Genomic DNA, 13,808 nt, shown 5'->3' on the forward strand with positions numbered 1-13,808 from the left:
GTTGACGCTGGGCCACATCAGCGGTCAAAGTGCCGCGCAATCAGCAGTTCGAGGTGAGAACATGAGCGACACCGTTATTCTGGTCGGATGCGGCAATATGGGCTTCGCCATGCTGAAGGGCTGGATCGATTCCGACGCCTTGCGGCCGGGCGACGTCCACGTCGTGGAGCCGGCGGATGGCTTACGGGAACGCGCGGCCAAACTCGGGGTCCATGCGGTCGCCGAATCAAGCTCTCTTGCCCCAGATCTGAAGCCGCGCATGGTGCTGGTGGCAGTCAAGCCGCAGGTGATGACGCAGGTTATCCCGACCTATGCCCGCTTCGCCGGGGCGACCACCTTTGTCAGCGTCGCCGCCGGTATTCCGGTGGCGCTTTTCGAGACCTATCTCGGCGACAAAGCCGCCATCATCCGCTGCATGCCGAATACGCCCTCGGCAATCGGCAAGGGAATGCTGGTGACTTATGCGAATGCCAATGTGCGGGACGAGGACGCCGCCTTCGTTGCCAATCTCCTGAAGACGAGCGGACAGGTCGCAAGCATTGCCGACGAGAGCCTGATGGATGCCGTGACGGCGGTTTCCGGCTCGGGTCCGGCCTATGTTTTTCATTTCATCGAATGCCTGACGGATGCCGGCATCACGGCCGGGCTCGAACGCGATACCGCGGCGCTGCTCGCCATGCAGACGGTTTACGGCGCCGGCGCGCTTGCCGCCGGGAGCAGCGACAGTCCGTCAAAGCTGCGCGAGCAGGTGACCAGCCCAAACGGCACGACGGCGGCAGCACTTGCGGTACTCATGGGAGAAAACCGCCTGAAATCCCTCGTCGAAGAAGCCGTCGAAGCTGCGAAAAGGCGCTCCGCAGAACTTGGCAAGAGCTGAGATTTTCAGCTTACGCCGCTGCCACATTATTTCTCAATCGGAAATCATTTGAAGAATTGTGCGCTATTTCATAGCGAAAGGGGCACGTTTCCACACCCACATGCACCGCGAAACTTGGGGAACAACTTTTCTTGCATATCATTATAAAACGCCTGTACCCTGTGATCTCGCTGCCGGTGGCCTCGAGTAACGGTCACGGGTGATTTTAGGCCAGTAACCGAAAGAGTGAGGAAACAGACATGACGAGTTTGCTACCCCCGCTTCATGAAGGTCATGCGCCGATTTATCTGCACAACGCATTTCAGGATGCGGTTGATGCGTTTGAAGACTGGATTGCAGGCGCTGATGAGCCTGCAGTCGATGTGAATGGCAAGACCACGCGCATCAGCGTCGTCTTTCGACGCCTGTGGAGTTGCACCGATCCGGTTCCGATGCGTACGATCGATGCCCTGAACGTCCTCGTGCCGGAAGCACGGCTGGAACGCCGTGAAACCCGTAACACGACCTATGCGCACGCAGCCCGTGCCATGCGTTCTCTCTGCGAACAGCGCCTGAAACGGAGATTGCCGGTCGTGCTCCCATAATCACGGTCGAGGATCAACAGACAACGGCCCTTTCGAGGGCCGTTTTTCTTCAAGATGAAACCCGCCTCCATAATCGGCGCGCGACCCATCCTCGCAAGCCGCCAAGACCGTGCTCCATCCAGCGTGCATGCGCAACGGCGGCAGAAGCCGATATCCCTTGATCTCTCCTGGTTCAGGCCTAATTTAATCAGGGCATCGCATCCAAGGAGGCTCCGATGGAAGGACAGGTCGTTTTCTACAAGGGCGAGCGGATTTTGTACCGGCACAGGATCGAAGTGCGTGACGATGATTTCTCGAAAGGCGTCAATGACGCCATCATCGCTTTCCAGCGCAACTATTCAGGCTTCAACCTGGCCGATGAAGACGTCCATATCCGCGTGAGAAAACCTGGCGAAACCTGATCGCGACCAGCGCTGGCGCTCAGGCTTCCTGCCCGATCTGGCCGCGTCGCGCGCGATGGCGGTGCGCGGCGCGGAGTTCCCGCAGGTCGAGCGGTATTGCTTCCAGCAAGGTGCGCACGCTCATTTTTTATTTCACTTCTGGATTTTCCCTCCTCGCGTGCCCGGGATGAGACACGTTCACGCGGCATTGCAAACAGATGCATGAATTTTGCTGGTTGAGTCTTTTGGCGCTTGCAATAAAAGCACGGAGTGACCCCAATTCCTCCGCAATTGGAAAGCACCCGTTGTCATTGCTCATCACAATTAGTTGATATCAATCAAGGGAGATTTTCGAATGAACGAGCCGCTGAAGATATTTATCGGATGGGATTCCCGTGAGCCCATTGCTTACGAAGTCGCCAGACATTCAGCGCTTAAACATGCTTCCATCCCGCTGGAAATCGTTCCGATCAAGCTTCAGGATCTGGTCGACAAAGGCGTCTATACGCGTGATGTCGATCCGCTCGCCTCAACCGAATTCACCTATTCCAGGTTCTTCACGCCATGGCTGGCCGGCTTCAAGGGCTGGGCGCTGTTCTGCGACTGCGATTTTCTGTTTTTCGGCGATCTGGCGGATCTCAGGCAATATCAGGATCCGTCGAAAGCCGTGCTTTGCGCGCAACATGATTATCAGCCGAAGGACGGCGTCAAGATGGACGGCAAGGTGCAGACCAGCTACCCTCGCAAGAACTGGTCATCCTTCATGCTGTTCAATTGCGAGCATCCCTCGACCAGAACGCTGACACCCGACGTGATCAACAGCCAGACCGGCGCCTATCTCCACCGCATGCAGTGGGCCGCCGACGACGAGATCGGCGCGCTGCCGATCAACTGGAACTGGCTCGAAGGCTGGAACGAGAAGCCGGAGACGGGCCTGCCCAACGCCGTGCACTATACGAGCGGTGGCCCCTGGTTCAAGGATTGGCAGAATGTGGATTATGCCGACCTCTGGCGCGCCGAGGCAAACGCAGTCGATCCCTCGTGGAAGCCGATCTGATTTGCACGTGAAAGGACCACGAGCACTGGCCAAACGAGAGGCCGTGGCTTAAGGCATGTAGGCATCAAACGCATCCCGGCGCCGGGCCGGGATCCCACCTCGCGCTTTAAGAGAACCGTCCATGAGCAGCCTGATCCAGACCGAAATTCCCGCATTCGCCCGAAACCGTGTCAACCTCGCCTCCGCGGAGCTTGGTGCTGTCGGTCTTTCGGCGAGCGATGAATTTTTCGCTCCGCTGGCACGGATGCTCGCCGATGCGCCAGCCGTGTTCTACCCGGATCGCTACGACGACCATGGAAAGTGGATGGACGGGTGGGAGAGCCGCCGCAAGCGCGGGCCGGGTCATGACCATGCCGTCATCCGCCTGGCCGTGCCGGGCATAATCTATGGTTTCGATGTCGATACCAGCCATTTTACCGGCAATTATCCGCCTGCTTTTTCCATAGAGGCCTGCCGGAGCGAGGGCGATCCGAATGGAGCGACCGAGTGGATCGAAATCCAAGGCCGGGCCGCGCTCGGGCCGTCCAACCATCATTTCTTCGCCTGCGACAACGGTCTGGTGTGGACGCATGTACGGCTCAACATCTATCCCGATGGCGGCGTCGCGCGGTTGCGGGTCTATGGCGAGCCGTGGCGCGACTGGTCGAAGCTCGCTCCCGGCGAGGAAGTGGACCTTGCCTCGGCACTGAATGGCGGACGGGTCGTGGCGTTCTCGGACGCCCATTACGGCGCGCTGCACCGCGTGCTTGCGCCGGGACGTGGGCTCAACATGGGCGACGGATGGGAAACGCGGCGGCGGCGTGAGCCGGGCAATGACTGGCTGATCGTGCAACTCGGCCATCCCGGAATCATCAAGCGGATCGTTGTCGATACCGCTCATTACAAGGGCAATTATCCCGACCGCTGCTCGCTTAATGCCGCAGATCTGGGCGGCCCGGCGGGCGATCTCACACAAATGATTGTGACTTCATCCATGTTCTGGCCGGAAATCCTGCCGCAGCGCAAGCTTTCCATGGATGCCGTGCATGATTTCGGTGCGGCCGATATCGCCCAATCGAGCGGAATGGCGGGCCGGGTCAGCCATATCAGACTCAACATATATCCGGATGGCGGGGTCAGCCGGCTGCGTATTTTCGGGACTATCCGTTAACGATTTCCACGAGAATTTGCGCCTGATCAACGTATCCCGCTCGATAAATGTTACCCTGCCTGGGCCCGTGGCAAATTGCCTCCGCTTTCAGCGATGGACGCAAAAGGTTAAAAGCGGTAGGAAAAATATGCATATCAGGAGCGTTTAATGGACTATCGCCGTTTTTTCGAGGATGCGATCGACCAGTTGCACGCCGAGAAGCGTTACCGCGTCTTTGCCAATCTGGAACGTATCGTTGGCCGGTTTCCCCGTGCGCTGTGGCGTGCCAATGGAACCGCCCGCGAAATCACCGTATGGTGCTCCAACGATTATCTCGGCATGGGCCAGCACCCGGACGTGATCGCGGCACTTTGCGATGCGGCGGGGCGGCTTGGATCAGGCGCCGGCGGCACGCGCAACATCTCGGGCAACAACCATCCGCTGGTCGAACTCGAAGCCGAACTGGCCGATCTGCACGGCAAGGAAGCCGGTCTTGTCTTCACCTCGGGATTCGTCTCCAACGAAGCCGCCATCTCGACCATCGGCAAGCTCCTGCCGGATTGCCTTATCCTTTCCGATGAGCTCAACCACGCCTCGATGATCGAGGGCGTGCGTCGCTCGGGCGCGGAAAAGAAGATCTTCAGGCACAATGACGTCGAACATCTCGAAAGCCTGCTGAAGGCTGCCGGACGCAGCCGCGCCAAGATCATCGTCTTCGAATCCGTTTATTCGATGGATGGCGATATCGCGCCGATCGAGAAAATCGCCGATCTCGCCGACGAATATAATGCCATGACCTATATCGACGAAGTCCATGCCGTCGGCATGTATGGGGAACGCGGCGGCGGCATTACCGACCGCGATGGCCTTGCCCATCGCATCGACATCATCGAGGGAACGCTCGCCAAGGCCTTCGGCGCGCTCGGTGGCTATATCACCGGCTCGCGCTCGGTCATCGATGCAGTTCGCTCCTATGCGCCCGGCTTCATCTTCACCACCGCCCTGCCACCGGCCATCGCTGCGGCTGCCACAACGTCGATCCGGCACCTGAAAACCTCGCAGGAAGAGCGCCGCCTCCAGCAGCGCCAGGCGCAAATGGCCAAGGACGTGCTGACCGCCGCCGGTCTGCCGATCATGCCGTCGCAAACACATATCGTGCCCATTCTTGTCGGCAATCCCGAGCTCTGCAAGATGGCGAGCGACCGGCTGCTTGACGTGCACGGCATCTATATCCAGCCAATCAACTACCCAACCGTACCGCGCGGTACGGAGCGCCTGCGCATCACGCCGACACCGTTCCACGATGATGCGCTGGTGCTGGAGTTGAGGGATGCGCTGCTGGAAGTCTGGAATGCGCTCGGCATTCCGCTTTCAGAGACGAGTGCTCCGGCGCTTGCCCAATCGGACCGCGTCGTTCCGCTGGTGGTTTCCAAAGCGGGCGGCTGAAAAGCCTGAACTGCCTTCGCTACAACCGCAAAAGGGCTGGCTCGCGTGTCAGCCCTTTTTATTTTGCTGACGCAGGTTAACGGTCCTGCCGGCTTTTCAGCCAGCGGGCGAGAAACGGCACCGTGATGGCGATCATGAGGAAGCGCGCCACATGATGCGAGGCGACATAGGCCGGATCGACACCGAGGGAAAAGGCGATAACGGTCAGCGCTTCGAGAGCACCCGGCGCGAAGGCGAGTGCGATCTGGGCCGGATGTATATCGAAGAGCAGCCAGACGACCGCGCCGGTGGCGAAGGCCGCCGATGTGCCGATGATGAAAGCCAGAAGGGCTGCCGGCAGATAGCGCACGATATGCCGGCGATGGCTTGCGTTGATACGCGAGCCGATCAGCACGCCCAAGACGATCGTGCCGACATCGGAGATGGCGCTCGGCAGGCTGGCTGCCACCACCGACGTCCCGTGCAGGACCGCGCTCGCCAGCAGCGCGCCGAGCATCATGCCGCCCGGCATGCGGCTATAATGGCCGATCAGGGCGCCCGCCAGCCCACCGACAAAAAGTATCGCCGCCGATTGGAGCGTCAGATCGCCGGCAACGGTCAAATCCACATGCGGCGCATTGCGGCCAAGAACGGCGAGCAGCGGCGCGAGAAAGCCGATCAGCAGCAAAAGGCGCGTGGCCTGGATGATGGTGATCTTGACCATGTCGGCCCGGGTGTCGCTCGCAGCCGCGAGAACGAAGGAGAGAGCGCCCGGGATGGCGGAGAACAACGCCGTCTGGCCATCCCAGCCAAAGCCCTTACGCAGCAGCAGAAAAGTCAGTCCCGTCACCAGGATGAGGGTGACGAACAGCAAGGCAAAACTGCCCGGCCATGCAGCCAACTGGTCGAGCGTATCAGGCCGCACGCCGGAACCCGCCTGCAGCCCGAGCATGAAGAAGACGACGTTGCGCAGCCAATCGGGCATATAGATCCGCAGCCCGGAAAGCGAGGCGGTCGTCACCGCGATGACCGAGCCCAGGAGAAAGGGGATGGGAAGGCCGATCCAGAAGGCCAGCACTGCGCCGATGGCCGCAATACCGAGCGATACGACCATCGCAACGGTTTTCGCCCACAGATCGTCTTTCCCGGGTATCAGAGTTTGTTGATCCATTCCGCCAGTCGGTCCGCCGCCTCCTCGACCTGATCCGGGCGGCGCGCGAAGCACAGCCGGAGATAGGCTTCGCCTCCTTCGCCGAAAGCAGTCCCCGGCGCAAGTCCAACCTTAGCCTGATCCACGATATCGAAGGCTGCCTGGAACGAATCCCTGATGCCGTCGACGCCGAAGAACAGGTAGAACGCACCTTGCGGGGGCGCGAGGCGGACGCGGCCGGTAGCTGAGAGCCGGGCGCAGAGCTTATCTCGAACATCCCGCGCGCGCGCTACCTGCGTGCTGATGAAAGCATCGCCCTCATCGAGCGCCGCCACGGCGCCGCGCTGCAGGAACTGCGGGACCCCCGAACTCGAATACTGGATGAGGTTTTCGATCATGGGGCCGAGCGCCGGATGCACCGTCATCCAGCCAATGCGCCAGCCCGTCATCGCCCAGTTCTTCGAAAAACTGTTGACGAAGATGATGCGGTCCTCGGGCTCCATGATATCCATAAAGGAGGGCGCGCGCCTGCCGCCATAATAGAAATGCGTATAGATCTCGTCGGCGATGATCCACAGACCATGACGGCGCGCCATATCGAGGATTTCGCGGAGCGTCGCTTCGTCGGCGACCCAGCCCGTTGGATTTGACGGCGAATTGATGAAGAGGGCTCGGGTACGCGGCGTGATGGCGCTCGCGATCTTCTTGACGTCGAGCGACCACCCATTATCGGTAAAGTCGAGCCTGACGGGCACAGGCGCGCCACCGGCAATGCCCGTAGCGCCGACGAAATTCGGCCAGGCGGGAGAGAGATAGATGGTTTCGTCGCCGGGCCCCGCCGTCGCCTGGATGGCAAGCTGGATGGCGTGCATCCCCGAGTTCGTCACGTAAAAGTTTTCCGGCTGGTGGCCGGCGTTGAAATGGCGTTGGTGATAGCGCGCCAGCGCCTCGCGCAATTCCGGAATGCCGGCCTGCCAGGTATAGAAGGTCTCGCCATCGGCAAGCCCCTTGGCGGCGGCATCGCGGATGAATTCCGGCGTCGGGAGATCGCCCTCGCCCGCCCAGAGCGGAAGAACGCCTTTCTGGCGACGACCGTGGTTCATCACCGCGACAATGCCGCTTGCCGGGGCATCCGCCGCTTCGCGGCGCACGTGCTCGATCAGGCTCGTTGGAAGGCTCATGGGAAATATCGTCTCCTTGTGAGCCCGAGCCCTATCAACTCAGCATGATAAAATCACGCGGGTTTTGGTGATGCGACCATCATCATCGTTGATGTGATGGATATGCATGGCCTGCGATCATTTCTGCTGCTTGGCAAGAAGATCCCGGATTTCGGTGAGCAGCACCTGATCCCGGGGCAATGCGGGAGCCGGAGCGGCTTCTTGCTTCCTTTTCAGCCGGTTCATCAGCTTGACCACCATGAACAGTACCCATGCAACGATCAGGAAATTGATGAGAAGCGTGAGGAAATGTCCGTAGGCGATGGTTGCTCCCGCTTCACGCGCCGCCGTCAGTGTCGGCTGCGGTGCGCCGGAAAGCTGGACATACATGTTGGAGAAATCGATGCCGCCGGTGATGAGCCCGATGACCGGCATGATCATATCCTGGACGATCGACTGGACAAGACCGCCGAAAGCGGCGCCAATGATGACGCCGATGGCCAGATCGACCATGTTGCCCTTCAGGGCAAATTCCTTGAATTCCTGAAGCATGTTATGTTTCTCCATCGTTTTCGCCCGGCAAAGGACAGCTATCCACTGTCCCCTCGTAGTGTTTCTAAGCAAAAACGAGAACAGCGGAAGAGAGAAAATGCTATCGCGCCGCGATCTTGCGTGGAATAGCCATACGTGGTTGCTTTAGCAAAAAAGCAGAGGGGTGAGCATGCAGGGTTGGGGCATTATCGGCATTGCGTTTCTCTACCTGCTGCTGCTCTTCGGCGTGGCAAGCATGGGAGATCGACGGGCGCAGCGCTGGGGAAGCCAGCCACGGCCCTATATCTATGCCCTCAGCCTCGCTGTCTATTGTACGTCTTGGACCTTCCTGGGCTCCGTCGGGGTGGCGGCCGAGCGCGGGCTGGAATTCCTCGGCATCTATATCGGCCCGATCCTGGTGTTCACGCTCGGCAACAGGCTGGTGCGCCATATCGTGCGGCTGGCCAAGGCCGAGCGCATCACCTCGATCGCCGATTTCCTCGCCGCGCGCTACGGCAAGAGCTTCGCCGTAGCGTCGTTGGCCACCTTTATCGCGGCCGTTGGCGCCATTCCCTATATTGCCCTGCAGTTGAAAGCAGTATCCGGCACCGTCGATCTGGTGGTCTCGCATTACGGCCATTCCTTTGATCCGATCAACTATGTCTTCAGCGATGTTTCGCTGCCGGTGGCCTGCATGTTGGCGCTTTTTGCCATCCTGTTCGGCACGCGGCACACCGACGCCACGGAGCATCAGGACGGCCTCATTCTCGCTGTGGCGCTCGAATCCGTCATTAAGCTATGCGCCTTTCTGGCGGTTGGCCTTGCCTGCACATTCTACCTGTTCGGCAGCCCCTTCGATCTTGCCGAGGCTGTCACGGGGAATGCCGCCGCTTCACAGGCATTGAACTATCAGACCTCCGTCGGCACGTGGATCGTGCAGACCGTGCTCAGCGCCGTGGCGATCCTGATGCTGCCGCGCCAGTTCCACGTCACCGTTGTCGAAAACAGAAGCGAGCAGGAGTTGCAAATCGCGACCTGGCTCTTTCCAGCCTATCTCGTGCTCATCAACCTCTTCGTTCTCCCGATCGCCCTTGCCGGCGTCGTCACGCTTGGCGAGGGAACCAATGCCGATCTCTATGTGCTCGCTCTGCCTCTCGCCGCCGACGCGCATTTCCTCGCGCTGGCGGCATTCGTTGGCGGATTGTCGGCGGCGACGGCGATGGTGATCGTCGCCTGCGTCGCGCTGTCGATCATGATCTCGAACCATCTGCTGCTGCCGCTTTTCATCAGGCACTTCATCCGCGACAATGATGCGGAACGGCAGGACCTGACCCGCGTCATCCTCTATACGCGTCGTGCCGCGATCATCGTCATCCTCTCCATCTCGTTCGTCTATTACCGCGAGGCGGCCAACGATATTCGCCTGTCGTCGATCGGCCTCGTTTCGTTTGCCGCGATCGCCCAGTTCGCCCCTCCCTTCCTCGGGGGACTCATCTGGCGCGGGGCGAACGCGCGCGGGGCGGTGCTCGGCATGTCCTTCGGCTTTGCGGTATGGGCCTATACGCTGCTGCTGCCGACGCTTGCCCCGCCCGACGCGGCCATATTGCGCGAGGGCCTGTTCAGCATTGCGGCGCTGCGGCCGGAAGCACTGTTCGGAACAAATGCCTTCCCGCTTACCAACGGCGTCATCTGGAGTCTCGTCGCAAACACGCTCTTCTATATCCTTGGCTCGCTGTCGCGGCGTGCGACGCCGCTGGAACGCATCCAGGCGACGGTTTTCATGCCTCGGGATATCATGGCGGTGCCGACCTTGCGCCGCTTCCGCACGACGGTGACGGTCAACGAGTTGAAGGCGACGATTTCGCGCTATCTCGGCGCTGAACGGGTGGAGCGCTCGTTCCAGAGTTTCGAGCGGCGCGAGCACAGGACGCTGGTCGGCAGCGCGCCAGCCGACATGGGGATCATCCGCTATGCCGAACAATTGCTCGGCAGCGCGGTCGGCTCCTCCTCGGCGCGCCTTGTTCTCTCGCTTCTCCTGCAGCGTAACGACAGCACGACGCGCAGCGCATTGCGCCTCCTCGACGATGCATCCGAGGCGCTTCAGCAGAACCGGGGCCTGTTGCAGATAGCGCTCGACCAGATGGAACAGGGCATCACGGTGCTCGACAGGGATTTCCGGCTGACCTGCTGGAACAGGCAATTCCGCATGCTGCTCGACCTGCCCGACGAATTCGGCCAGGTAGGCACGCCGCTTTCCGAAATCATCGAGCATCTTTCCCGGCGTGGCGACATTGCTGCGGGCAACCATGCCAACATCATGCGCAACTTCACCACCTTCCGGCAACCATGGCGCATCGATTTGAAATCGAGCGATCGCATCCTGGAAATCCGTACCAATCCCATGCCGGACGGCGGTATCGTCGCCACCTATACGGATATCACCGTTGCGGTGGAAGCTGCCAATACCTTGAAAAAAATCAATGAAACGCTGGAGCAGCGGGTGGCGGACCGAACGGTGGAGCTTACCCATGTCAACAGCGAACTGGCCAAGGCCCGGGCCGTGGCGGAAGAAGCCAACATCGGCAAGACGCGTTTTCTCGCGGCTGTCGGTCACGATATCCTGCAACCGCTCAATGCGGCGCGGCTCTACAGCTCCGCCCTGACGGAGCGGCTGAGGCGTTCCGAGGCGAGCAGCCTTGCCCGCAACATCGATTCATCACTTGAGTCCGTCGAGGCCATTCTCGGCGCTGTCCTCGACATATCGCGTCTCGATACGGGCGCGTTGAAGCCGCATGTCTCGGTGTTCCGGCTTGACGAACTGATGAAGCAGATCGCCACCGATTTCGAGCCGCTCGCTATGAAGAAGGGATTGCGGCTGCGGATCGTGCCGAGCAGCGTCGTGGTGGAGACGGACCGCAATCTGTTGCGCCGGCTCGTCCAGAACCTGGTGTCAAACTCGATCAAATACAGCCGCAGCGGCAGCGTGCTCCTGGGCGTGAGGCGGCGCGGCGATGCGATCGACCTCCAAGTCATCGATACCGGCATCGGTATTCCCACCAGCAAGCTGCAATCGGTCTTCCGCGAGTTCACCCGGCTGGACGAGGGGATGCGGGAAGCGGAGGGCTTGGGGCTGGGGCTTTCCATCGTCGATCGCATCGCCCGGGTGCTCGCCCTGCCGCTGAACCTCAGCTCGATGCCGGGCAAAGGCACGCGCTTTTCCATCCGGCTGCCCATCCTGCAGCGACCCCTGCCCGCGACGACCTCGGAGACGCGGCCGAGATCCAGCCGTTCGAACGAGCTCAACGGGGTCAGCGTGCTCTGCATCGACAATGACGAGCGCATCCTTTCGGGAATGGAGATATTGCTTGGCGGCTGGGGCTGCCATGTCGCGACCGCCCGCAACGGCGCAGAACTCAGGGCCTTTTGCGCGGGCGCGGCGACGGCGCCCGATGTCATCCTGGCCGACTATCATCTCAACGGTGAAAACGGCCTCGACATGATTGGCTATGCGCGCGAGCATTTCAAAAAAGAGCTGCCGGCGGTTCTCGCCACGGCGGATCGCTCCAACGAAGTGCGGCTGCGCGCGCAGGAGGACGGGGTGGCAGTGCTCCACAAGCCGCTGAAACCTGCGGCCCTGCGCGCACTGTTGTCGCATCATCACAGTCAGGCGCAGACGGCAGCGGAGTAAACGGAATTCAGTTCAGCGTCTGAAAATTCTCGTTGCCGATCTTCGACAGGCGGATGACGGCCTGCGTGCGGCTATCGACGCCGAGCTTTTGCAGGACCGCGGAGACATGGGCCTTGATGGTGGCCTCCGACACACTCAGCTCATAGGCGATCTGCTTGTTGAGGAGCCCTTCGGCAAGCATCGAAAGAACACGGGTCTGCTGTGGCGTCAGCGTGCGGATGCGGCTGATGAGATCGGAAATCTCGGGATCGGGCTCATGGCCGAGATCGATTTCCTGCGGCGCCCATATATCGCCCGCCAGGACGGCGCTGACCGCCTTATTGATGTCTTCCATGCTGGCTGATTTGGAGATGAAGCCGGAGGCGCCGAGGTCGAGGGCGCGCCGGATCGTCGCCGGGTCGTCCGTCGCCGAAACGATCACGATCGGCAAGGCCGGCTGGATCGATTTCAGCGTGACCAGGCCGGAGAGGCCGCTGACCCCCGGCATGGTCAGGTCGAGCAGAAGAAGGTCGATATCGGGGGTTTCAAGAATGAGCTTCTTGACGGTGTCGAAATCGCCCGCCTCGACAATATCCGTCTTCGTGGCCTTTTGCGTCAGCGCCTGCCGCAAAGCCCCGCGAAACAACGGATGATCGTCGGCGATAATGAATTTCAATTCCATGACACCGCACTTCTCCCCAACAGATTGCGGCAAACCCGATCTGATACAACTAGATTGTTTTTAACTGCATTTTCAAGCCAACAATCGAAAAGAGAGGGATAATCACGCCCTGCTCCACCATCCTGCCGCCATCTGGCCTTATTGTGCTATAGGAATGGCCGCGCTGGGAACAGCTTTGTTTCTTGTCAAAATGATAAAAGGTAGCGAATGACGACCCGCAATACGCTCTATCCTGAGATAATCGCCCATCGTGACGAGATGCTTCCCGTCTCCGATTTGCACAGCATCCATATAGAAGAATGCGGCAATCCGGACGGCAAACCCGTCATCATGATCCATGGTGGGCCGGGCGGCGGCATTACTCCGACCATGCGCCGTCTTCATGATCCGGAGCGTTATCGCATCATCCTGTTCGACCAGCGCGGCTGCGGGCGCTCGACGCCGCATGCGGAACTGCGCGAAAACACCACCTGGGATCTCGTTGCCGACATGGAGCGCATCCGCGAACATCTTGGCGTTGAGAAATGGCAGGTCTTCGGCGGCTCCTGGGGATCGACGCTGGCGCTCGCCTATGCGCAGACGCATCCTGACCGCGTCAGCGAACTCGTCCTGCGCGGCATCTTTATGATCCGCCGTTTCGAAATCGACTGGTTCTATTCCAACGGCGCGAGCATCATCTATCCCGACCGTTTCGAAGCCTATCAGGAGCATATTCCGGAGGCCGAGCGCGGCGACATGATTGCCGCCTATTACAAGCGCCTGACCGATCCAGACCCGCGGGTGCAGATCGAGGCGGCGCGCAAATGGGCGCGCTGGGAGGGCTCCGCCCTGTCGCTTCTGCCCGATCCAGAACGCGAGAACGCCTTCGGCGAAGACAATTACGCCATCGCCTTCGCCCGCATCGAATGCCATTATTTCCAGAACCGCGGCTTCTTCGACAGCGACGATTATCTCCTGCGCAATGTCGAGCGCATTCGCCATATCCCCGGCGTGATCGTGCACGGCCGCTACGACATGTGCACGCCGTTCATCAATGCCTGGCAGTTGAAGAAGGTGTGGCCCGAGGCCGAGTTGCACATCGTCGAGGATGCCGGCCATGCCGTCACCGAACCCGGCATCGTGCATGAGCTGATCGAGGCCACGCAGCGTTTCATCTGATATATTCA

At 60.3% G+C, this 13,808-nt stretch carries 12 protein-coding genes; 8 read left to right on the forward strand and 4 right to left on the reverse strand.

The genetic code is table 11. The features are described 5' to 3' along the window. The first annotated feature begins 61 nt into the window (after positions 1–61). From proC to hemA, 6 genes are all read left to right on the forward strand, one after another. Positions 62–877 (forward strand): pyrroline-5-carboxylate reductase, encoded by an 816-nt coding sequence (gene proC, locus DUT91_RS04025; protein ID WP_114439110.1) that lies wholly within the window; start codon positions 62–64, stop codon positions 875–877. 239 nt (positions 878–1,116) lie between these two features. Then, positions 1,117–1,461, forward strand: coding sequence for a BRA0787 family protein (locus DUT91_RS04030; protein WP_114439111.1), 345 nt, complete (start codon positions 1,117–1,119; stop codon positions 1,459–1,461). A 215-nt stretch (positions 1,462–1,676) separates the two neighbouring features. After that, entirely contained in the window at positions 1,677–1,862 is a 186-nt protein-coding gene (locus DUT91_RS04035; protein WP_114439112.1) for a hypothetical protein, read from the forward strand. A gap of 334 nt (positions 1,863–2,196) precedes the next feature. Continuing rightward, the gene (locus DUT91_RS04040) at positions 2,197–2,898 is read left to right on the forward strand and encodes a glycosyltransferase (protein ID WP_114439113.1); all 702 of its coding nucleotides are present in this window, start codon (positions 2,197–2,199) and stop codon (positions 2,896–2,898) included. 121 nt (positions 2,899–3,019) lie between these two features. Beyond that, positions 3,020–4,048, forward strand: coding sequence for an allantoicase (alc, locus tag DUT91_RS04045; protein WP_114439114.1), 1,029 nt, complete (start codon positions 3,020–3,022; stop codon positions 4,046–4,048). Between the two features lie 147 nt (positions 4,049–4,195). After that, positions 4,196–5,473: a 5-aminolevulinate synthase gene (gene hemA, locus DUT91_RS04050; RefSeq protein ID WP_114439115.1), complete on the forward strand. Its 1,278-nt coding sequence runs from the start codon at positions 4,196–4,198 to the stop codon at positions 5,471–5,473. Between the two features lie 76 nt (positions 5,474–5,549). Here the strand turns inward: hemA and DUT91_RS04055 are convergent, their stop codons facing one another. The 3 genes from DUT91_RS04055 to mscL form a co-directional block, all read right to left on the reverse strand. After that, complete coding sequence (locus DUT91_RS04055) at positions 5,550–6,623, reverse strand: AbrB family transcriptional regulator (RefSeq protein WP_114439116.1); 1,074 nt, start codon at positions 6,621–6,623, stop codon at positions 5,550–5,552. Continuing rightward, positions 6,605–7,783, reverse strand: coding sequence for a pyridoxal phosphate-dependent aminotransferase (locus DUT91_RS04060; protein ID WP_114439117.1), 1,179 nt, complete (start codon positions 7,781–7,783; stop codon positions 6,605–6,607). The genes DUT91_RS04055 and DUT91_RS04060 overlap by 19 nt, the downstream gene beginning before the upstream one ends. Positions 7,784–7,900: 117 nt before the next feature. Continuing rightward, positions 7,901–8,314: a large conductance mechanosensitive channel protein MscL gene (gene mscL / locus DUT91_RS04065; protein ID WP_114439118.1), complete on the reverse strand. Its 414-nt coding sequence runs from the start codon at positions 8,312–8,314 to the stop codon at positions 7,901–7,903. A gap of 169 nt (positions 8,315–8,483) precedes the next feature. Between mscL and DUT91_RS04070 the strand changes: the two genes are divergently transcribed. After that, a complete protein-coding gene (locus DUT91_RS04070) occupies positions 8,484–11,981 on the forward strand; it encodes a PAS domain-containing hybrid sensor histidine kinase/response regulator (protein ID WP_114439119.1) in 3,498 nt (1,165 codons plus the stop codon). A 7-nt stretch (positions 11,982–11,988) separates the two neighbouring features. Here DUT91_RS04070 and DUT91_RS04075 read toward each other — a convergent pair whose 3' ends face one another. After that, positions 11,989–12,636 carry a response regulator transcription factor gene (locus tag DUT91_RS04075; RefSeq protein ID WP_114439615.1) on the reverse strand — a complete coding sequence of 216 codons (648 nt, stop codon included), beginning with the start codon at positions 12,634–12,636 and terminating at the stop codon, positions 11,989–11,991. Positions 12,637–12,849: 213 nt separating this feature from the next. Between DUT91_RS04075 and pip the strand changes: the two genes are divergently transcribed. After that, on the forward strand, positions 12,850–13,800 hold the full coding sequence (gene pip, locus DUT91_RS04080) for a prolyl aminopeptidase (protein WP_114439120.1): 951 nt from the start codon (positions 12,850–12,852) through the stop codon (positions 13,798–13,800). Positions 13,801–13,808: the final 8 nt, after the last annotated feature.

The organism is Paramesorhizobium salinisoli (assembly GCF_003335045.1).
Classification (GTDB): Bacteria; Pseudomonadota; Alphaproteobacteria; order Rhizobiales; family Rhizobiaceae; genus Paramesorhizobium; species Paramesorhizobium salinisoli.

What these genes read in the sequence shown, in the direction of transcription:
- proC (WP_114439110.1), top strand. Translation starts at nt 62, where the DNA reads ATGAGCGACACCGTTATTCTGGTCGGATGCGGCAATATGGGCTTCGCC.
- DUT91_RS04030 (WP_114439111.1), top strand. Translation starts at nt 1,117, where the DNA reads ATGACGAGTTTGCTACCCCCGCTTCATGAAGGTCATGCGCCGATTTAT.
- DUT91_RS04035 (WP_114439112.1), top strand. Translation starts at nt 1,677, where the DNA reads ATGGAAGGACAGGTCGTTTTCTACAAGGGCGAGCGGATTTTGTACCGG.
- DUT91_RS04040 (WP_114439113.1), top strand. Translation starts at nt 2,197, where the DNA reads ATGAACGAGCCGCTGAAGATATTTATCGGATGGGATTCCCGTGAGCCC.
- alc (WP_114439114.1), top strand. Translation starts at nt 3,020, where the DNA reads ATGAGCAGCCTGATCCAGACCGAAATTCCCGCATTCGCCCGAAACCGT.
- hemA (WP_114439115.1), top strand. Translation starts at nt 4,196, where the DNA reads ATGGACTATCGCCGTTTTTTCGAGGATGCGATCGACCAGTTGCACGCC.
- DUT91_RS04055 (WP_114439116.1), bottom strand. Translation starts at nt 6,623, where the DNA reads ATGGATCAACAAACTCTGATACCCGGGAAAGACGATCTGTGGGCGAAA.
- DUT91_RS04060 (WP_114439117.1), bottom strand. Translation starts at nt 7,783, where the DNA reads ATGAGCCTTCCAACGAGCCTGATCGAGCACGTGCGCCGCGAAGCGGCG.
- mscL (WP_114439118.1), bottom strand. Translation starts at nt 8,314, where the DNA reads ATGCTTCAGGAATTCAAGGAATTTGCCCTGAAGGGCAACATGGTCGAT.
- DUT91_RS04070 (WP_114439119.1), top strand. Translation starts at nt 8,484, where the DNA reads ATGCAGGGTTGGGGCATTATCGGCATTGCGTTTCTCTACCTGCTGCTG.
- pip (WP_114439120.1), top strand. Translation starts at nt 12,850, where the DNA reads ATGACGACCCGCAATACGCTCTATCCTGAGATAATCGCCCATCGTGAC.